Source organism: Cellulomonas sp. SG140, assembly GCF_025770785.1.
In the GTDB taxonomy this organism is placed as follows: domain Bacteria; phylum Actinomycetota; class Actinomycetes; order Actinomycetales; family Cellulomonadaceae; genus Cellulomonas.
The window spans coordinates 198,474-217,787 of record NZ_JANZLA010000008.1 but is presented as its reverse complement, the minus strand read 5'-3'; the positions used below and the strand labels follow the sequence as shown (position 1 = coordinate 217,787).

At 72.9% G+C, this 19,314-nt stretch carries 16 protein-coding genes and 1 tRNA gene; 5 read left to right on the top strand and 12 right to left on the bottom strand.

All coding sequences use genetic code 11. The features are described 5' to 3' along the window. Window positions 1–272 precede the first annotated feature (272 nt). The 6 genes from N0B34_RS15160 to N0B34_RS15135 form a co-directional block, all read right to left on the bottom strand. Window positions 273–1,601, bottom strand: a complete 1,329-nt coding sequence (locus N0B34_RS15160; protein WP_263732253.1) for an MFS transporter — start codon at window positions 1,599–1,601, stop codon at window positions 273–275. After that, window positions 1,598–2,194, bottom strand: a complete 597-nt coding sequence (locus tag N0B34_RS15155) for an ArsR/SmtB family transcription factor (protein ID WP_263732252.1) — start codon at window positions 2,192–2,194, stop codon at window positions 1,598–1,600. Before N0B34_RS15155 ends, N0B34_RS15160 begins: the two co-directional genes overlap by 4 nt. 417 nt (window positions 2,195–2,611) lie before the next feature. Continuing rightward, on the bottom strand, window positions 2,612–6,346 hold the full coding sequence (locus N0B34_RS15150) for a helix-turn-helix domain-containing protein (protein ID WP_263732251.1): 3,735 nt from the start codon (window positions 6,344–6,346) through the stop codon (window positions 2,612–2,614). Between the two features lie 259 nt (window positions 6,347–6,605). Beyond that, on the bottom strand, window positions 6,606–7,589 hold the full coding sequence (locus tag N0B34_RS15145) for a DUF6976 family protein (RefSeq protein WP_263732250.1): 984 nt from the start codon (window positions 7,587–7,589) through the stop codon (window positions 6,606–6,608). A gap of 31 nt (window positions 7,590–7,620) precedes the next feature. After that, window positions 7,621–7,842, bottom strand: coding sequence for a hypothetical protein (locus N0B34_RS15140; RefSeq protein WP_263732249.1), 222 nt, complete (start codon window positions 7,840–7,842; stop codon window positions 7,621–7,623). Window positions 7,843–7,983: 141 nt separating this feature from the next. After that, entirely contained in the window at window positions 7,984–9,579 is a 1,596-nt protein-coding gene (locus N0B34_RS15135) for a Na+/H+ antiporter (RefSeq protein ID WP_263732248.1), read from the bottom strand. Between the two features lie 343 nt (window positions 9,580–9,922). Here N0B34_RS15135 and N0B34_RS15130 point away from each other — a divergent pair, with 343 nt between their 5' ends. Further along, on the top strand, window positions 9,923–10,177 hold the full coding sequence (locus N0B34_RS15130) for a hypothetical protein (protein WP_263732247.1): 255 nt from the start codon (window positions 9,923–9,925) through the stop codon (window positions 10,175–10,177). An 18-nt stretch (window positions 10,178–10,195) separates the two neighbouring features. Here the strand turns inward: N0B34_RS15130 and N0B34_RS15125 are convergent, their stop codons facing one another. Beyond that, window positions 10,196–10,639 carry a winged helix-turn-helix transcriptional regulator gene (locus N0B34_RS15125; RefSeq protein WP_263732246.1) on the bottom strand — a complete coding sequence of 148 codons (444 nt, stop codon included), beginning with the start codon at window positions 10,637–10,639 and terminating at the stop codon, window positions 10,196–10,198. A 75-nt stretch (window positions 10,640–10,714) separates the two neighbouring features. Between N0B34_RS15125 and N0B34_RS15120 the strand changes: the two genes are divergently transcribed. From N0B34_RS15120 to helR, 3 genes are all read left to right on the top strand, one after another. After that, window positions 10,715–11,434 carry an SDR family oxidoreductase gene (locus N0B34_RS15120; RefSeq protein WP_263732245.1) on the top strand — a complete coding sequence of 240 codons (720 nt, stop codon included), beginning with the start codon at window positions 10,715–10,717 and terminating at the stop codon, window positions 11,432–11,434. Then, window positions 11,431–12,678 carry an MFS transporter gene (locus N0B34_RS15115; protein WP_263732244.1) on the top strand — a complete coding sequence of 416 codons (1,248 nt, stop codon included), beginning with the start codon at window positions 11,431–11,433 and terminating at the stop codon, window positions 12,676–12,678. Before N0B34_RS15120 ends, N0B34_RS15115 begins: the two co-directional genes overlap by 4 nt. A 143-nt stretch (window positions 12,679–12,821) precedes the next feature. After that, window positions 12,822–14,990, top strand: coding sequence for an RNA polymerase recycling motor ATPase HelR (helR, locus tag N0B34_RS15110; RefSeq protein ID WP_263732243.1), 2,169 nt, complete (start codon window positions 12,822–12,824; stop codon window positions 14,988–14,990). 23 nt (window positions 14,991–15,013) lie between these two features. Here the strand turns inward: helR and yaaA are convergent, their stop codons facing one another. Then, window positions 15,014–15,805: a peroxide stress protein YaaA gene (yaaA, locus tag N0B34_RS15105; RefSeq protein ID WP_263732242.1), complete on the bottom strand. Its 792-nt coding sequence runs from the start codon at window positions 15,803–15,805 to the stop codon at window positions 15,014–15,016. A 111-nt stretch (window positions 15,806–15,916) separates the two neighbouring features. On the opposite strand from yaaA, the gene N0B34_RS15100 reads away from it, so the two are divergent. Continuing rightward, window positions 15,917–15,989: transfer RNA gene (locus tag N0B34_RS15100), tRNA-Arg, on the top strand. A gap of 281 nt (window positions 15,990–16,270) precedes the next feature. Here the strand turns inward: N0B34_RS15100 and N0B34_RS15095 are convergent. From N0B34_RS15095 to N0B34_RS15080, 4 genes are all read right to left on the bottom strand, one after another. Next, window positions 16,271–17,881, bottom strand: coding sequence for a hypothetical protein (locus N0B34_RS15095; RefSeq protein WP_263732241.1), 1,611 nt, complete (start codon window positions 17,879–17,881; stop codon window positions 16,271–16,273). 185 nt (window positions 17,882–18,066) lie between these two features. Next, complete coding sequence (locus N0B34_RS15090) at window positions 18,067–18,474, bottom strand: hypothetical protein (protein ID WP_263732240.1); 408 nt, start codon at window positions 18,472–18,474, stop codon at window positions 18,067–18,069. An 82-nt stretch (window positions 18,475–18,556) separates the two neighbouring features. Then, window positions 18,557–18,724, bottom strand: coding sequence for a hypothetical protein (locus tag N0B34_RS15085; RefSeq protein ID WP_263732239.1), 168 nt, complete (start codon window positions 18,722–18,724; stop codon window positions 18,557–18,559). Beyond that, on the bottom strand, window positions 18,712–18,990 hold the full coding sequence (locus N0B34_RS15080; protein ID WP_263732238.1) for a hypothetical protein: 279 nt from the start codon (window positions 18,988–18,990) through the stop codon (window positions 18,712–18,714). Before N0B34_RS15080 ends, N0B34_RS15085 begins: the two co-directional genes overlap by 13 nt. Window positions 18,991–19,314: the final 324 nt, after the last annotated feature.

The window sequence follows — 19,314 nt, the reverse complement described above, 5'->3', positions numbered from 1 at the left end:
TGCCCGGTGCACCGGGCACGCCGTGGGCGTCGGCGGCCCCGGCCGTGAGCAGGACGAGGGCGGCGGCTGCCGCGAGTGAGACGAGCTTTCGTGCTGGTCGGGCCATGAGAACGCTCCCACACTGCTGAGGCCGGTGCGGCCGTGCGCCGGCGATGGACTCCGTTGTCGCAGCCGGCGGGGATGGACGCAGTGTTCGGACCGGCTGTGCGTGCAACGGTCGTGGGCTGTGGGAGCGCTGTCAAGAGTTGCGTGACGGGCTGGCGCCGCCGCGATTACACGTCCGCCGGCGCCGTCGTGGTGACCTGCGTGGACGCGTGGGTCGCGCGCTCGTGCCGCAGCGCCGGCCAGTACAGGGCCGCGCCCAGGATGCTGAAGGCGCCGGCGACGACGATGGCCGTGGGCGTCCCGGAGTGCTCCGCGAGCGGCCCCAGCACCAGCAGACCCAGCGTGTACGCACCGCCGGACACCATCGAGTTCATCGACAGCACGGTGGTGCGGGTGCCGGTACCGGCCTCCCGGTGCAGCAGCGTGGAGTGCATCGGCCCGGCCGCACCGTGCACCGTGTAGGTCAGCAGGAACGCCGTGACCAGGCCGATCGGCCCCGCCATCAGCCCCATCAGCACCACCAGCGCGCCGTTGAGCACCCGCGCCAGCAGGGCTGTCCAGGCGACGCCGATCCGCAGGCTGGCCCGTGCGGCGAGCGCCGAGCCGACCGCGAACAGCCCCCAGGCGGCGGCGGAGACGGGACCCATCAGGGCGCCGGCCCTCGTCTGACCGCCCGCCAGCTCGGACAGCCGCACCGGGAACAGGGTCTCGAACCCGATCATCGCCATCGCCCAGAACACCTCGACCAGCACCAGCGCGCGCAGCACCGGGGAGGCGGCCATCACGCGGACGCCGTTCAGCACGGTGCGCGGCGCACCGGCGGCGGACCGCAGTGCGTCTCGGACGCGCGACCGGCGGCCCGCGGCCGCTCCGTGCGGCCGGTGCTCGTGCATCCGCACCGCGATGGCCACGACGTTGACCACCTGGAAGCCGAGCGCCAGCCAGTACGGCAGCGCCAGGGCCGGCATCGACGCGACGGGGTGCCAGGCGACCAGCCCGCCGGACAGCAGCGCGCCGACCGCGATCGACACGCCGAGCACCATGCCGGCGTGCGCCAGCGTCGGCTCCACCCGCACGTCGGGGTCGTCGGCGCGGGCCGTGTCGACGTACCACGCCTCGAGCGGACCGGAGTCGAGCGCACGGAACACGCCCTGCAGCGCCAGGGCGACGACGAAGGCGCCGAACGTGCGGGCGTTGATGAAGACGAGCCCCGAGGCGACCCCCACCAGCGAGGCGGCCAGCAGCACCGGACGCCGCCCGACGGCGTCGGCCAGCCCGCCCGTCGGCAGCTCCAGGCCCAGCACCACGAACCCCTGCATCGACAGGATCACGCCCAGCTGGGCGACGCTCATGCCGCGCTGCAGGGTCAGCAGCGTGGTGACGCCGATGGTCAGCCCGACGGGGAACCAGCGGGTGGCGGTCAGCAGCAGGACGGTGCGGCGCGCGGCGGCGGCCCTCACCACGGGGTGCTGGCGGGTGGCACCGGCGCCCGTCACGCGTCGTCCGGACGCTCGTCGAGGTCCACCGGGAACAGCACCGTGTACACGGCGAGCCGCCGGGCGTCGGGATGCCCGGCACCGACCTGCCGGTACCGCGCGAGCAGCGATTCCATCTCGCCCTTGAGGGCCGCGGCCTGCTCCGCCGTCGCCACGATCAGCTGGTCGCTGAGCCCGGCGGCGTCCCGCCACGGCAGCGGCCAGTCCGCCTCGACGTCGAGCCACCGCTCGAACTGCTGCCCCAGGTGCCGGCTGTAGTCGCGCACCAGCCAGCCGAGCGCCGTCTGCGCGTCCTCGTCGCCGGCGAAGTCGCTGGCGTTCCACTCGTGGGCGTCGGTCGCTGCCCGCCACAGCCGCCGCCTGCCCTCGCCCTCGCCGGTGTCTGCGACGAGCCCGACCGACTCGAGCTTGCGCAGGTGGTACGACGTGGCGCCCGTGTTGGTGGACAGGGCCGTGGCGAGGTCGGTCGCGGTGGCGGGGCCACCGCGGCGCAACGCCGACAGCAGGCGGGAGCGCAGGGGATGGGCGAGCACCTTCAGGGCTGCAGCGTCCAGGTGGAACGTGGTCTGGCCCGTGGGGTCGGAGGTCGGCACGAGTGCACACTATGTGTGCACGAGTTCTATGCACAACAGTTCTGCAAAATCGTCCCCATGGTGGGCGGCCGGCCGCAGAGCGCTCCGCGGCGCTCGGTCGGCGCTGCCTCGCTCAGGTCCAGCAGCCGACCCGGCGGGCCGGAGCGATCCCCCCTGCGGGTCGCACCGGGCCACCGGGGACGGCTGCGGATCCCCCCGCGCACAGCCGTCCCCGACCGACCCGACCGGCGGTCGCGTGGCCGCGCCGCAATCGGCTCGTGCGGGCCTCATGACCCGACCCCCGGGCGGACGAGGCCTGCAGGCAGGCGCGCAGCACGATGCCTGCGTGCTGCAGGAGAAGTACGTCACACCACGACGGAACCGAACAACGCAGCGCACCGTACGACCTTGTACGGCGAATTCCCCGCGCTTTCCTGGCTACGGGCAGAGCGTCGGTTCTGTCACACCATCGACTGCTTTGTTCCATTCCGCGGCGCTCATGCCGAGCCCCCGTCCGGCCGCCGCGCAGATCGTCTGGCGCGCCGGCGCCAGCGAGAGCGGCCAGATCCGGACGGTCCTGTCGACCCCGGCGGCGCTCACGTAGCTGCTGTCGGGGGAGAAGTCGACGCCGAACACGTTGCCCGGCACGCCGTCGAGGCTCGCCCACCGCCGTGGTGCCTTGGGGTCCGTGACGTCCCAGAGCCGGACCGTGCCGTCGGTCATCCCCGCGCCCAGGTAGCGCCCGTCCGGGCTGAACCGCACGCTCATCGCGTGCCCGTCCGCCCACAGCAGCGGCGCGCCGAGGGCTTCCGGTCGTGCCCTGTCGCTCACGTCCCACAGCCAGATGGAGCTGTCGTCCCCGCTGGCCGCGAGCGTGCTCCCGTCAGGGCTGAACGCGGCGGAGTACACGTATCCCTTCGGGCCCGTCAGCGGTGCGCCGACGGGCGCGGGGTGCGCAAGGTCGGTGACGTCGATGAGCACCACCCTGCCGCTCAGCACGGCCGCGGCGACGGTCCGCGAGTCGGGGGAGAAGGCCACGCTGTTCACGTAGGTGCCCTGGCTGTCGAGGTGGCTGAGGCGGGCGGTCGGTGCAGACGGCACCCCGTTCGACAGGTCCCAGAAGGTGACGGACCGGTCGTCAGACGTCGCGGCGAGGCGGGTGCCGGTGGGGTCGAACGCCACCGCGTCGATCCAGTCGTCGTGCGCCTGCACCGAGGTCAGGTAGCGCGGCCGGGCGGTGTCGGCGATGTCCCAGAAGCTCAGGCCACCCGTCGTGTCTCCGGCGACGAGGAGGTGCAGCGCGGCGGACACGGCGACCGAACCGTCGAGCCGGGCCTTGCCGGGGAACGGTGACAGGCTCAGTAGCGAGGGATGGGTCGGGTCGGCCACGTCCCACAGCCGCACGCCGTCCTTGGTGGCGGTCGCCAGCAGGTGCTGGCTGAACACGGCCTGTCCCGGTGCTGCCGCGAAACCGCCCAGCACGGTACCCGGGTACGTCCACTCGCGCAGCATCCCGTCGGCGCCGCCCGAGTACAGCCGGGTGCTGTCGTGGCTCCAGTCCGCCGAGATCAGCGTGGTCGCGTGGGCCAGCGACGCGGTCACCGCGCCGGTCGCGGTGCTCCACACCCACAGGTGCTTGTCCGAGCTGGCGGCGGCCAGCTGCGTGCCGGTCGCGTCGAACCGCACGGAGTTCACCCAGGACGCGGGGCCGACGAGCTTCAGACCGGCCACCGGGGCCGCGGGCGAGCTGACGTCCCACAGGTGCACGACGTCGTCCGCGGCCCCGACGGCGAGGGTGCGGCCGTCCGGGCTGAGGTCGAGCGACGTGATCTTGCCGGTGGCCGAGCTGACGGGTGCCCCGAGCGGGACCGGCTGCACCGGGGTGCGCACGTCCCACAGCCCGAGCAGGCCGTCCGACCCACCGGCGGCCAGCACGCCGCCCGTACGGTCGAGCGTGACGGCCTGGACGGTGCCGGTGAAGGCGTGCACCGAGCCGACGTGCTGGTAGCCGCCGTCCGCCGTTCGCCACAGCTGCACGGTGCCGTCGGACGCGGCGGCCGCCAGGGCGGTGCCGTCCCCGCTGAACGCGACCCCGTAGAACGTCGCGGTGGTGCCGGCCTGCGCGACCGTGACCGGCACGGGGTGGGTCGGGTGGCTGACGTCCCACACCTCCAGCGCCCCCTTGGCACCGGCCGTCGCGAGCCGCGCGCCGTCGCCGGTGAAGGCCGCGTGGTAGCGGCTGCCGGGCGTCGCCACGGCGGCGAGCTGATGGGGGTCGTCACCCGTGGACCACAGGAGCAGCCGGCCGCCCTCGCCCGCGAGGGCGACGTACGTGCCGTCGGGGCTGGTCACCACGGAGTTCAGCACCCCGCCCGTCGCGGCGAGCCGGGACACCGGCGTCCGGCCCGCCGCGCTGAGCAGGGCCGAACGGGCCTCCACGGTGTCGGCCTCGAGGGTGGCCGCCACCGCCACCTGACCGCTCAGGGCCGGGTCGGTGGCGGCCAGCTGCTGGGCCGTCACCGCCAGCTGCCGGGACACCGCGACGTCACGTGCGTGCGCCGAGCGCCTGCTCTGCACCACGGACACGGCCGCGAGGCCGCCGGTGCTCAGCGCGAGGACCGCGAGCACCGCCACCAGGGCGTGCAACCGGCGACCGGCACGCCGCCGTGCCGTGACGCGGGCCACCTCGGCGCCGTCGCTGCGGTCCAGGAAGTCCCGTTCGACCTGCGTCAGCGCATGCCCGGACCCGCGGGCCCAGCGCAGGGCCGCCTCGAGCGCGGAGCCGCGGTACAGCAGGTCGCCGTCCTGGTCCGAGTCCGCCCAGTGCTGCGCCGCCTCGGCCAGCCGGTTGTGCAGCCGCAGCCCGTCGCGGTCCTCCTCGAGCCAGCCGCGCAGCCGGGGCAGGGCCGTGAGCAGGGCCTCGTGGGCCAGCTGGACGTGGTCGCGGTCGGACGTGATCAGCCGCGCCTCGACGTACGCCGCCATCACCTGCTGCTCGGCGGGTGTGGTGAACGCGCTCGCGCGCACCGACCGCCGCATGTCGCTGAAGCCGTCCCGCACCTGGACCAGCCGCAGCAGCGTGTCGCGCTCGGCGGCCTGCTGCTCCTCGGTCAGGGACTCGTGCACCGCCTCCCCGGTCTGCGCGATCGCCCCCGCGAACCCGCCGGCCTCGCGGTAGTGCGCGAGCGTGAGCCGGTGGCCGCTGGCAGCGAGCCAGGTGGCGTACAGGGCGTGCGAGAGCAGAGGCAAGGCGCCCGGTTCCAGACGGGCGCCCGGCCCGCCGGTGGCCTCCGAGACCAGCACCTCGACCAGGGCGGCCTCGATCTCGATGCCGGTGGCACGGGCGGGCTCGACGATCACCCGGCGCAGGGCGTCCGCCGGCAGGGGGCCGACCAGGAACTGGTTCTCCACCAGCCACCGGGCCGCCGTCTCGACCCCCAGCACCGCGTCGAAGAAGTCCCCGCGCAGGCCCACCACCACGGTGACGCCGGTGCGCTGCAGCCGGTCCAGCCGGTCGAACACCTGGTCCGTCACGGCTGCCGGCACGTCGGTGCCGAACACGGCCTCGAGCTGGTCGACCACCAGCACGGCACCGGGCGCCAGGTCGTCGACCTCCGCGTCGAGGAAGGCTGCAGGGTCGTCGCCGGGTTCGGTGACGGTCACGTGGACGCCCTCGGCGCGCAGCCGCGCGGCGAGCCCCGCGCGCAGCAGGGACGACTTCCCGGAGCCGGACGAGCCGATCACCACCACGGGGGTGGTGGGCGTCCCGCGCACCACCACAGTGAGCGCCTCGGTGAGGTCCTCGCGGCCGAAGAACAGCGCCGCGTCCTCGGGCTGGTACGCCGCCAGCCCGCGGTAGGGGGCCGTCGCGGTCACCGGTCGCCGGCCGGGCGCTCGTCGCAGCCGGGTGACGGCGGAGAGCCACGCGGGCACCTCGTCGTCCGGCACGCCGAGAGCCGTCAGCACCTGGACGAACTGCTCGGTGGCGGCCAGCGGTGGCACGTGGCGGCCGGTGAGGTAGCCGCTCACGGTGGCGGCCGGGACGCCGGCAGCGCGGGCGAGGTCCCGCACCGTGGCACCGCGTCGCTCCCGCAGCGCCGTCAGGGCTCGTGCGAGGTCGTCACGCGTGCTCAGTGCGGTCGGGTCAAAGAGCGCATCGTCGACGTGGTCCACTGCGCTGATCTCCTCGAGGCAGGCCCCTCACCAGCCCCGTGCGCTGGTGGTGCACCGCAGCGAGCCGCGCGGCGGCCCCAGGCTAGCGAGGCGCGCGACGCCGGCCGACGCCGCGCTCGGCGGGCGCGGCGAGCGTCACTCTTCCGAGGCACGCACCGAACCGCGCTCGACGCGACGCTGGCGAGCGGCGGGTCACAGTTCACGGCTTCCTGAACCCGCCGCTGCGCCGCGTCAGCCCAGCGCCGGCTGCAGCGCGACGTCAGTCGTGCAGCTGCAGGTACACCAGCGTCTGGTTGAGCAGCTGGTAGGCGATCTCGCCGAAGGTGATGGGCCCGACGATGTCGCCGGTCCGCTTGCCCTCCAGCTCCGAGTACAGGAAGTTCAGGATGCAGTTGCAGGAGAAGGTGGGCGTCACCGAGCTCGCCGGCAGGTGCGAGACGAAGTCGCCGACGTAGTCGCCGATGGGCGCCGCGAGCCTGTACTCGATGCCGGAGAACACCGGCGCGTACAGGTCCACCGTGCCGCCGTCGTCGGGCACGGACTGGAACGAGACGTTGATCATCGCCCCGAAGTAGTCCGCCACCAGCGGCAGCCGCACGTCGTGGCCGATCTCGTGCAGGTACTCCGAGAACACCCGCGGCACGCCGTCCACCAGCACCTTGTCCTGCGAGAAGCCGGTCGAGTCGAACGTCAGCGTGGCGCCGTCGCCCTGCCGGAACAGGTTGACGATCTCGGCGCTGGCCAGCACCCCGTCCGGGAGGGCGGCGTGCAGCACCACGGCGTCGTCGCCGCTGACGTTCGTGCCCGAGCCGGCGAACACCTTGGCGCTCGCGGTGCCCAGGTCGTCGAGGTGCACCCCGGAGACCCAGCCGACCACCGGGCGGTCGAACAGCCCGGGCAGCTCAGGCGCCTCGGCGGCGTACCGGCTGTGGGCGGCGCTGCCGGCCGGGACGATGATCACGCTGAACCCGTTGTCGAACGCGTCGGACGTGAGGCCGTCGAGCTCGGCCGCGGAGCAGCTGCGCACGCGGACGTCCGTGACCTGCTCGGGCAGGGTGTCGACGTAGACGAGCTCGCGGTTGACCTGGCCGCCGGCGTCGGTCATGAAGTAGGGGATGGTCCCGCCGATCCACCGGCCCTGCGGCAGCTGGCGCAGCAGCGACTCGTCGCCGGCGACGAGCACGGCCGCGCCTGCGGTGATCGCGTCGGAGGCCTCGGCGACGGTGAGCAGCTTTCCTGGCATGGTCTCTCCTTGCGGATGAGGGGCTGGCGCGTCAGCCGAAGATGGACTGGATGTCGGCTGCGACCAGCCGCTCGTTCTTGGTGAAGAGCGCCTGCACCTCCTCGATCGCCGCGGCGCGGGCGGCCGGGGCGAGGGGTGAGTTGCGCGCGATGCGCTGCATCAGGATGCGCAGGGCGAGAAAGCTGTACGTGTGGGCTTCGGGGTGCTCGACGAGCGCTTGCCACCTCGGGTCCTGGCGCGCTGGCACTGGCATGTGGAGGTCCTCCTCACGAGGTTCCGAGCGGCTCGTCTCCATTGGCGAGCCTTCGCCCAAGACCATCGGCAGCCGCGGGTCCGCGCGTAGCCGTTCGCCCTGCGGCGGCTCGGTCCGGGGCCACCTCAGTGCAGCGCCGCCTCAGTCCAGCGCCAGCTGCTCCCGCTCCAGCCGCAGCTCCTCGATGTCGAGGCGCGCCTGCACCTGCCGCAGCACGGTGTCGTCGATCGCCCGATCGTCGCGCAGCCGCACCACCGTCGCCCGCTTGCGGTCCAGCAGCGCCCGCCGCAGCGCGGCGTCCTGCGACTCCCGCCGCACGGCCGGCTCCGCCTCGGGCCCCGGCGCGCCGCGCGCCATCAGCAGCAGCAGGTGCTCGAAGTACTCGGTGCGCACCCGGTCGGCCACCTCGCGATCGACGCCCAGCTCGGTGGCCACCTCGGCGATCGCGGACAGGGCCTCCTCGGTGGCGGTGCGGTCGGCGAGCAGCCGTTCGGCGGCCTGGGCGTCGTCGTCCGGTCGCATGCGCGCCCAGCGGGAGACGAGGGGCAGGGCCAGGCCCTGGACGACGAGCGTGGTGGCGACGATGCCGGCGGTGACGAACACCAGCAGGTCGCGGTCGGGGAACGGCGCACCGGAGGCCGTGGTCGTCGGGACCGCCAGCACCGCGGCCAGCGACACCGCACCGCGGAACCCGGCCACCGTGCTGACCACCCGCGACCGGTTGGTGACGCGACGCAGCCGCTGCGAGGGCCGCCGGTCGATCGCGCGGATGGTGTAGGCGGAGGCGACCAGGAAGACGAACCGCGACACCAGGATCACCACGTACACACCGGCGCCGACCACCAGGGCCGTCACCAGGTCGGTGGACACCAGGCTGCGCACCGCCGAGTGTGCCTCGATGCCGATCAGCACGAACAGCGCGCCGTTGACCAGGAACGTCGTCAACGTCCAGAACGCCGTGCTCTGCGACCGGCTCTGCGCACCGTCGATCCGCGGCCCCACCTGGCTCATCACCAGCCCGCACACCACCACCGCCAGCACGCCGGATGCGTGCACCAGCTCGGCCAGCAGGTAGGCGCTGAACGGGATCAGCACCGTCAGGGTGTTCCCCAGCAGCGGGTCGCCGACCCGTCGGTGGCCCTGCACGCCGAGCCACGCGACCAGCGCGCCGACGGCGATCCCGCCGAGGTACGCCAGCGCGAACAGCCCGGCGACGTGCCCCGCCGCGAGGTGGTCGGACCCGACCGTCACGCCGACCGCCACGGCGTAGAGCACCAGTGCCGTGCCGTCGTTCACCAGGGACTCGGCGCGCAGCACGGTGACGGTGCGCCGGGGGAGGGTGCGCGCCATGGCGCCGACCGCGGTCGCGTCCGTCGGCGCCACCGCCGCCCCGAGCACCCACGCGGGTCCCCACGGCACCCCGAGCCGGTGCGCGACAGCCGCAACGGCCCACGCCGTCAGCACCACCAGCAGCGTGGACGAGAGCACGATGCCGCGCAGGTTGGCCCGGATCTCCCGCACGGACACGGTCAGCGACTCCCAGTACAGGAGCGCCGGCAGGAACACCAGCAGCATCAGCTGCGGCGGCAGGTGCACGGCGCGCAGCGCGGGGGCGGTGCCCAGCGCGACGCCGATCAGCAGCAGGACGATGGGCGGCGCGACGCGCGTGCGACGGGCCACGGCGGTGCCGAGCACGATGACGGCGCCGAGCACCACGAGCAGCTCGAGGGCGATCATGCGGGGCCTCCCGGGGGTCGCGACGACGGGCGGGACGACGAACGACGAGCGGCCGTGCGGGCCGACTCGTCGTCGAGCGCACATCCTCCCTGGTGAACCGGGTTGCCGTACAGGCATTCCCTCCGGTCGGCCGAGCGTGGATGACTGGCCCACCAACTCCGAGTCGCGAGACGCGGCTGCGGTGCTGCACCAGTTCTTCGGCTCGCCCCGGTCGTCCTCGCACGTCGGCCCCGCTGCTGCCCGGATTCGCCTGCTGGTTCGCAAGCCCGTTCCCGCGCCGCCCCGCTAGCGTCGCGGGTGAGCTGCAGGTCGTTGGCGCTAGGGGGCAGATGTGCGCGTCAGCATGATCGTCTTGGTGGTGGCATACGTCCTGGCCGGAGGGCTGTTCATCCGCTCGAACCTTCTGCCGCCGGCTCGGAGCACCGAGTGGGGGCGGTATCAGGCACTGGCCGTGGCCTTGCTCGGACTGGCCGGCCTGTACGGGGCCATCCGGCCGGACAACGTCTGGCTCCGCGTCGCATTCGCACTGCTGCTCGCGGCATCCGTGATCCGGCTCGTCGTCCTGCCGCGTCAGGTGAGGCGCCGGGCGACCAGGTAGACGTCAGAGGGCGCGGGCTCAGTCGCGCCGGCGCACCGTCACGTCCGCCGTCGCGACCTGGCGGTCGCCCGCCATCGCCGTCGGCCGCACGCGCTCGCCGGTCGCCGCCTCGACGAATTCCAGGTTCGACAGGTCGGTCGACGGGCGGTTGCGGTTCGCCCAGTCGCCCAGGGCCATGAGCACCAGCGACAGCTCGTGACCCGCCGGGGTGAGGACGTACTCGTCGCGCGTGCGTCCCGACTCCGGCTTGTACGGCCGGCGGATCAGCACCCCGGCCTGCACCAGCGTGTCGAGGCGCTCGGCCAGCACGTCTCGCGGCACACCCAACGACGCCTGGAACTGCGAGAACCGCGTGGTGCCGGCGAGGGCGTCGCGCACCACCATCAGCGTCCACTTCTCACCGAGCACGTCCAGCGAACGAGCGATGGGGCACCGTGCGTCGCCCCCGAGGATCCCGAGCACCCTTCCAGCCTACCTCGGTCCACATCTCCGACTCAGCATGTTAGGTTCACTTCTCCAACCTAGCGAGGAGGAACCATGGCACAGCTCGGGGGATCGGTCGTTCTGGTGACGGGGGCGCAGGGCGGGCTCGGACGGGAGTTCGTCGCGCAGGCCCTGACGCGCGGCGCCAGCAAGGTCTACGCCTCGGCACGGTCGCCGCAGCAGTGGGACGACCCGCGCGTGGTCCCGCTGCGGCTCGACGTGACGGACGAGGCGAGCGTCGCCGCGGCGGCGCAGGCCACCACCGACGTGACGGTCGTCGTCAACAACGCGGGTGTCCACGGCGCCGGGTCTCTGCTGGCATCGCCGGTCGCCGAGGTGGAGCGCGTGTTCGCCACCAACGTCTTCGGAGCGCTGCGGGTAGCCAAGGCGTTCGCCCCCGCGCTCGCGCGCAACGGCGGAGGCGCCCTGGTCGACGTGCTGTCGGTGCTGAGCTGGCTCGCGATCGCAGGCGGCTACTCGGCGTCGAAGGCGGCCCTGTGGTCGCTGACCGGCTCGCTGCGGCTGGAGCTCGCGCCGCAGGGCACCCAGGTGGTGGGCGCGCACCTCGGTTACACGGACACGCCGATGATCGCCGGGCTGGACGTGGAGAAGAACGACCCGGCCGACGTGGTGGCGGCGATCTGGGACGCGGTGGAGGCCGGTGAGCCGGAGGCCCTGGTGGACCAGGTCAGCCGTGACGTGCGAGCGGCGCTGTCCGGACCGGTCGAGGCGCTGTACCCGCAGCTGGGCGCGCTCGCGGCGGGCGGCCGGTGAGCGCGTCCCGGCGGCGGGCCTCCGCCCGCATCGCCGGGGCGGCGGTGGTGATGCTGGCGCTGTGGGCGTCGGCCGCGCCGACGCTGATCTACCCGCTCTACATCTCGGCGTGGCACCTGAGCACCCTCGAGACGACGGTCGCCTTCGCCACCTACCCGGCGGCGATGATCCTGGCGCTGCTGGTGCTGGGGAACCTGTCGGACATCGTCGGCGGGCGCCGCGCGACGCTCGTCGGGCTCGTGCTGCTCGGGCTCGGCGCCCTGGCGCTGGCCGTCGCTCCCGGTCTGGGCGCGCTCGTGGCGGGGCGTGCCCTGATGGGACTGGGCGTTGGAGCGTCGCTCGGGGCCGCGACGGTGGAGGCGGGTCGATCGCCGGAGCGGGAGCGTGGGCTCGGCGGGCGCGGGGACGACGGGGGGCCGGGGCGGCGCGGGCACGGCGGCTCGGTGGTCACCGTCGCCTCGTCGATCGGCCTGGTCACAGCGTTGGTGCTCGGCGGTGCGGCCGTCCAGGACTGGCCGCACCCGCGTCAGCTGCCCTTCGAGGTGCTGGTGGCGGCGATCGTCGCGGCCCTGGTGCTGGTCGGACGCCTGCCCGACGACCGTCCGGCAGCCGCGCCGCGCTGGCGGTTCCAGCCGGTTGTGGTCCCTCGACCGCGGCGGACCTTCCTCGCCGGGGCCCTCGCGATCTCCGCCGCCTACTGCCTGGGCGCGGTGTACCTCGGGGTCGGCGCGCAGTACGCGCGGGATGTGGTCGGCTCGACGGACGCGACCGTCACCGGCCTGGTGCTGGCGACGTCGGCGGTGGCCATCGGCGCGGTCGCGATCGTCGCGCGCGACGTGAACCCGAGGTCGGCGCTGATCGGCGGAGCCGTCGCGGTGGTGTGCGGGCAGACGCTGATGATCGCGTCCGGCGACGTGCGCCAGCTGTGGCTGCTGGTCGGCGCCTCGGCCGTCGGGGGAGCCGGGTACGGGCTGCTGTTCTCCGCCGGGATCTCGGCGGTGATCGCCGCGGGGCCTCCGCATCACCGCGCGGCTGCCACGTCGACCGCGTACCTGCTCGCCTACGGGATGCAGGCCGCCAGCGCGCTGGCCGTCGGTGCGATCTCGACGGCGCACACCCTGCCGACCGGCCTGGCGGCGGGGAGCGCCGCGGTCCTGCTGCTCGTGGTGGTGGCCCTGGTGCTGCCCTCGACCCCGCGCAGCGCGCACGTCGCACAGACGGTGGTGGACGGGGGAGTCGGCTAGCGGGCGCTCGATCGCCCTCTCGCCACTATCAACGTATACGGCACAGGGGGTCTTGCGGCAAGGCCCCCACCAGGGCGGACGATGTGCGGCCGCGCCGCCCGACGGCCCGCGCGCCACGCCCCACCGCCCCGGGAGCCCATGCCGTGACCCAGTCCCTCACCTCCGCCTTCGCCCTGCCCGACCGCCTCGCCGCCAAGGCATCCCCGGCCCGCACAGCGGCCGACGACCGCCACTTCGCCGCCATCGCCACCGAGCTCGACCGCCAGCGCACCGACCTCCAGGACCGCCTGGACCAGCAGCGCCGCCTCCCGGCGACCCTCGGCCAGGAGGCCGTCGAGCGGGACCAGCAGATCCACCACCTCTCGGCACGGCTGCGCGTGCTGCGGCAGTACGGCATCGACCTCTGCCTGGGCCGCATGGTGCCGACGGGCGGCGGCGAGCCCGTCTTCGTCGGACGCCTCGGGCTGACCGACCAGCAGGGGCGCCAGCTGCTGGTCGACTGGCGGTCGCCGGCCGCCGAGCCGTACTTCGGCGCGACGCGCGCGGACCCGATGGGCCTGGTCAGCCGTCGTCGGTACCGGTGGACCGGCGGGCGGATCAGCGACTACTGGGACGAGGTGCTCGCTGACCCCGACGGAGAGTCCGGAACGGCCGCGCTGGACGGGCAGGCCGCACCCGACGACGAGTCGGCGTTCATCGCCAGCCTCGGCGCGAGCCGGTCGGCGCGGATGCGGGACGTTCTGAGCACCATCGCCGCCGACCAGGACGCGATCATCCGCGCCGGCTCGGCCGGCACGCTGGTGGTGGACGGCGGTCCGGGCACCGGCAAGACGGTGGTGGCGCTGCACCGCACCGCCTACCTGCTCTACTCGGACAGCCGCGTGGGGCAGCACCACGGTGGCGTGCTGTTCGTCGGGCCGCACCAGCCGTACCTCGCCTACGTCGAGGACGTGCTGCCCAGCCTCGGCGAGGAGGGTGTGCGCACCTGCACGCTGCGCGACCTGCTGCCCGAGGGCGCCGACGCCGCCGCGGAGGCGGATCCGCTGGTGGGGCGGCTGAAGTCGTCGGCCGCGATGGTGCGGGCCGTCGAGCCGGCCGTCGCCTTCTACGAGCGCCCGCCGACGGGCGCGTTCACGGTGGAGACGCCGTGGGCGGACGTGCGGCTGGGGCCGGAGGACTGGGCCGAGGCGTTCGACGCCGCCGACCCCGGCACCCCGCACAACGAGGCGCGCGACGAGATCTGGGAGCAGCTGGTGGCGATCGTCGCCGACCGGCTCGACGAGGTGGCGCCCGACGACGTCGCGCGCGCGATGCGTCAGGACCGGGACCTCGTCTCCACCTTCCGCCGCGCGTGGCCGCTGCTGGAGCCCACCGACGTGGTGGGCGACCTGTGGACCGTGCCCGCCTACCTGCGGCTGTGCGCGCCGTGGCTCTCGCCCGACGAGGTGCGGGCGCTGCAGCGTGCCGACGCTCAGGCCTGGACCGTCGCCGACCTGCCGCTGCTGGATGCGGCCCGGCGCCGGCTCGGTGACCCGCAGGCGTCGCGGCGTCGTCATGAACGGGCTGCCCTGCTCGCCGCCGAACGTGAGGAGCGCGCCCGCGTCACGGAGCACCTGATCGCCGCCGACGACTCCGAGATGCAGGTGATGTCGATGCTCAAGGGTGCGGACCTGAAGAACGCGCTGGACGACGAGGCCGCCCTGCCGGACGCCGACGCCGATGCGCTCGCGGGCCCGTTCGCGCACATCGTGGTGGACGAGGCGCAGGAGCTGACCGAGGCGGAGTGGCAGATGCTGCTGGCCCGCTGCCCGTCGCGCAGCCTCACGGTGGTGGGCGACCGGGCGCAGGCCCGGCACGGGTTCACCGAGTCGTGGGCCGAGCGGCTGGAACGGGTGGGGCTGGGGTCGGTTCGGGAGTCGACGCTGAGCATCAACTACCGCACGCCGCAGGAGGTGATGGCCGAGGCGGAGCCGGTGATCCGCGCGGCGATCCCGGACGCGAACGTGCCGGTCTCGGTGCGGGAGTCGGGGGTGCCGGTGGTGCGGGGGTCCGTGGCTTCGCTGGGGGCGGTGGTGGCTGAGTGGCTCGGGGCGCACGACGAGGGGGTGGCGTGCGTGATCGGCGCGCCGTCGTCGCTGGACACCGGGCCGCGGGTGCGGTGGCTGACGCCCGTGCTGGCCAAAGGCCTCGAGTTCGACCTGGTGGTGCTGGTGGACCCGGACCGGTTCGGCGACGGCGTCGAGGGGGCCGTGGACCGGTACGTGGCGATGACGCGGGCGACGCAGCAGCTGGTGGTGCTGACGTCGTCGTGAGGCGCGGCTGGTCCCTGTCGAGGTCAGGGACGGTCGGCGAAGCCGCGGACGAACACCGGGACGGACCGCGTGGACGCCGCCTCGTCGTACCGGTAGCCCGCGCCGTCGAATTCCTTCAGGGCTCGGGGCGTGCGGACGCGGTTGAGCACCAGCCAGGCGGCCAGCTCCCCACGCGCCCGCTTGGCGTAGAACGACACCACGCTCCGCCGGCCGCGGGCGTCGGTGTCCTCGAACCTGGGCGACACCACCGGGACTCCGAGGTCCTCGGTGTGGACGGCGCCGAAGTACTCGCCAGAGGCCAGGTTCACCACTGCTTCCGTTCCCGGAGCGGTGGCCAGGTCGTCGCGGAGCACGTCGGTGATGGTGCCGCCCCACCAGTCGTACAGAGAGCGCCCTCGCTCGGTGGCCAGGCGGGTGCCCATCTCGAGCCGGTAGGGCTGGATCAGGTCCAGGGGCCGCAGGACGCCGTACAGCCCGGACAGGATCCGCACCGTCTTCTGGGCCTCGGTGTAGTCGCGCGTGCTGAACCGCTCACGCACATTCAGGCCCTGGTAGACGTCGCCGTTGAACGCCAGGACGGCAGGGCGGGCGTTGTGCGCGGTGAACGGAGTGGTGAAGGACGCCCAGCGTTCGGCGTTGAGTACGGCCAGGTCGTCGGAGATGTGCGCCAGTGCGGCCAGGTCGGCCACCGACTTGGTGCGCATGACCGCCGCCAGCTGCTCGGCCTCGGTCAGCAGCCGTGGCTGGGACGCCTCGACCCGTGGCGGCCTGGACTCGAAGTCCAGCGACTTCGCCGGGGACAGCAGGATCAGCACCTCGCGGAGCCTACCCATCGACGTGGAGACCGGCCCCTGCGCTGGCTGGGAGTGCTGGCCAGTACCCTTGACCCGGATCTGCGGCGGTCACCACGGTCGGCGCGGACCCAAGCGCCTGTAGCTCAGGGGATAGAGCACCGCTCTCCTAAAGCGGGTGTCGGCGGTTCGAATCCGCCCAGGCGCACAGAGGTGCTTGTGCAGATCAGCGGTGGCTTCGGCGGCGTGAGTGCCGGCGTCGCAGCGGCCGATTGGGGGCCGTGGTCAGCGGCTTGTCTCAGGATGTGGACGACCCGTCGAGAGTGTGGACGGACGCCGGCGGACGCGAGCGGCGTGTGGTCCGACGCGACCAGCTCGGTGCCGATCACGTCTCAGGCGCGCTGCCGCGTCGATCCCGTCTGCGGGGCTCGGCAATGGCCGCCCTTGCGTGTGTCCCACTCGACGTGCCGTTGCACCCGCTCGCTGCGGTTAGGTCGGCGGCGAAGGCTGCGGGGCAGCTCCGGGGGCTCCACCTGCAGGCCAGCGCCGGCCGGGGCCGTCAGCCAGTCTGCTCAACGCACGGTCGAAGCGTTCCTGGTCCTCCGGCCGGAGCGAGAGGGTGAGGCTCATCGTGATGGTGAGCTGGCGCGTCGAACCGCTCGCGACGTGCTGCGGGATGGCGTCGAGTTGGTCGGCAAGCGCTGCGACAAAGTGGCGAATCTGCTCGATCGGCCCGTCCACCATCCGCGCCGCTGCGCGGTAGGCGCGCCGGTAGCGACGGGGTAGCCGCGCTCCCCGCAGCTCGCTTGCCCAGTCCAATAGTGCGACGTAGACGGAGACAACGTCGCTCGCCATGTCCTGAATCTTGGCCGCATTCCCTTGCTTGCCGGGCGGTCCGAACGCCGCCTCCTGGCGTGCTTCTCCCATGACGTCGACGATCGACGCCGGGAGGTGCGCGCCGGCGGCAATTGCATCGGCGAGATGGGGGATCGCCTTATCAGGGCCGATCCGATACTCGCTTGAGCGCGCCGCGCGACGCCGGCGGTGCGCCCGATACCTTCCACGCTGGCCCGCCAGGCAAATCCACAGGTGTGCGCCGAAGGCCATCCACTCCCAGCCCGGCGGCTTCATGTCCAACATCTGTGCGAGGTGCGCCGGACTGCGCGGCATCTCGCGGCCGTCCCACACGGAAGATGCGTCACGTCGTCCCTGGGCGCGTCCGAGACGGGCGAGAGCGGGCTGCCGAGTCAGTTCGAAACGCGGGCGCTGGATGGCCCGGAAGCGCGAGACAACAAGCCGGCGTTCACGTGAGTCCGAGGCATCGGCATAGCGGCGGCCCCAGGTACGGTCGAATCCTTCCGCAAGCGACAGCCGGAATCGGAACGCCAACGAGAGGCGACTCATCACGGGCCACTTGGCGTTCTCCCGCGGACGCGCGATCCGAACCCCGATCGCCGCCTTCTCGACGGTGCTCAGGTAGGCCACCAGGTACAGGAGAGGGGCGAGGGCGAACGGAAACCAAAGGCTGAGGAGCGCTTGCCTGAGCAATGTGAGCCACTCTTCGGCTGGCATCCCATGGCTGAGGACGAGGGTTGTCCGGGCCACCACCGCTAAGCCGATGAGTGCCAAAACGACGTCGGCTAGTTGGCGGGCGGGCTTCTGGCCCTGGTGGTTTGCGACGACTCTGACCATAACCGCAAGAGCGGCGAGTGCCTGGAGCACGGTCTCGACTACGAGCGGGAACGTGGCCGCGTTCGCGTACAGGCCGAGGAGGACCCCAGCGCCAAGCGTTCTGCTCGCGACGGCTTCCCGTAGCGCGCGAACACTGTGGGCGTTCACTGCACTCGAGACGAGAGCGATGCCGAGCCCGAGTACGACGATGACCGTGGACCACCAGAGGCCGGGGGTCCAGAGGCCTGCCGACCACGCGGCCCAGACGAGTGCCGAGGCAGTGGTGAGGTACACCAGGAAGAGCCACGCGAGGGGCGCCACGGAGCGGAGTATGGAGGGGATCTGCGTCCGAACAGCGGGAACGGTCAGACTGAAGATGAGCAAGCCGAACAGCAGGATCGCCGTTGCTAGCTCGCGGTTGTCGGGCATTCAAAGACCACCTCGGGACGCTGCGAGGCTTCACCGCCTCGGCGGTCCCGATTGTGCGAGTAGGACACTGACGGCAGCGGCGACAGGATGATGGAGCCGCACTTTCAGTGTCCCGGCCGTCTTGACGCGTCGGGGACCGGGAGCACGATACCTAGAGTTGCGGAGTGCGAGGGTCAGGTCGTCGGTCAGTCGGACGCGACGGGCCAACGCTTGGTCGAAGTGTCGACGAGGTAAGCGCGTCCTTCCGCAGGAGCCCAACTGCCGCCCGCCGACATCGCGACTGTCGCGCCGCCCCTTTCGCGGCGGCTGGCGCCCTCAGCTGCCACCACGTGGCCGCCGGGCGCCACGAAGATCGGCCGCTCGATCAAGCCTGTCAGTTCAACCTCGCCACTGCATCGCAACCCTCCGCTGAGCATCCCGGTGACCGTAGCGCGGCCACCATCGTGCACGTCGAGGCCTGCCGATGCCTTCCCGGACAAGACGAGTTCCCCACCGGATTCCACAGTGATAGGACCGTTCGCCATGCCGTTGAGCACGAAGTCTCCGGAGACAGTGAGCGGTCCGTCGATGACGCCGTTCTCGAGATGGGCCATGTCGTTGACCCTAGCTCGCTGGGCAACGGTTGGTGGAGGACGCCGCCGCATCCGGCGGTCGGCCTAACGCGTAGTCGGGTATTTAGCCCGCCGGGGCTGCGGTTGGCGGCGGTGCAATCGCCCGCGGCGCTTCCATCAGCGGTATTGCGGGCAGCCGCTCCATCGCCCGCCACGTCGCTTCGCTGAACAGTTGCCCGTAGAGGTCCATCGTCATCGTCGCCGTCGAGTGCCCGATGATCACCTGCACCACCGTGACGTCCGCCCCGGCAGCGCTGAGCAGGACGCGACGGTGTGGCGCAGGTCGCAGATGGTCGTCGCCTCCGCGCCCGCCCGCCGCGTCGCCTCCATCCACCCCGACTGCGCGCGGAACTCGGTGTTCGTCCACACGCCGCCGCTCGGGCTCGGGAACAGATATCCGCCCGTAACGGTGAAGGCCACCCATGTCCGCACGTACTCATCCAGCGCTACCGGCACCGGCACGATCCGGGTCTGGTGCGTGTTGGTCGGCCCGAACACCGCCCCGCTGGTCCGCCTGGACTGCGTCGCAGCTCCGTGCATCCAGCGCCGAGCCCGTGTGGGTCTGCACGGCGTTGCCGACCCGCAGCGCCGCCATCTCCGAGAACCGGCATCCCGTGGTCCCGAGGAACAGCACGGCCGGCTGGCACAGCGGCGGGACCGCCATGACCAACCGCCGAGCTGCTCGGACCGGGGCCAGTGCGGGCGCGCGCTTGGCCCCCGCTGGGGCAGCCGCTTGAGTGCCGCCATCGAACGGTCTGAGGTGGTTCGTGGCGATGCCTCAGACAATGGCATTCACCCGACACAGGACGTGCTGCCGCTACT

Excerpts from the sequence above, each read along its gene's own strand:
- N0B34_RS15130 (WP_263732247.1), top strand. The coding sequence starts at position 9,923 with ATGATCGTCTTGGTGGTGGCATACGTCCTGGCCGGAGGGCTGTTCATC.
- N0B34_RS15120 (WP_263732245.1), top strand. The coding sequence starts at position 10,715 with ATGGCACAGCTCGGGGGATCGGTCGTTCTGGTGACGGGGGCGCAGGGC.
- N0B34_RS15145 (WP_263732250.1), bottom strand. The coding sequence starts at position 7,589 with ATGCCAGGAAAGCTGCTCACCGTCGCCGAGGCCTCCGACGCGATCACC.
- N0B34_RS15135 (WP_263732248.1), bottom strand. The coding sequence starts at position 9,579 with ATGATCGCCCTCGAGCTGCTCGTGGTGCTCGGCGCCGTCATCGTGCTC.
- N0B34_RS15090 (WP_263732240.1), bottom strand. The coding sequence starts at position 18,474 with ATGGCCCATCTCGAGAACGGCGTCATCGACGGACCGCTCACTGTCTCC.
- N0B34_RS15140 (WP_263732249.1), bottom strand. The coding sequence starts at position 7,842 with ATGCCAGTGCCAGCGCGCCAGGACCCGAGGTGGCAAGCGCTCGTCGAG.
- N0B34_RS15095 (WP_263732241.1), bottom strand. The coding sequence starts at position 17,881 with ATGCCCGACAACCGCGAGCTAGCAACGGCGATCCTGCTGTTCGGCTTG.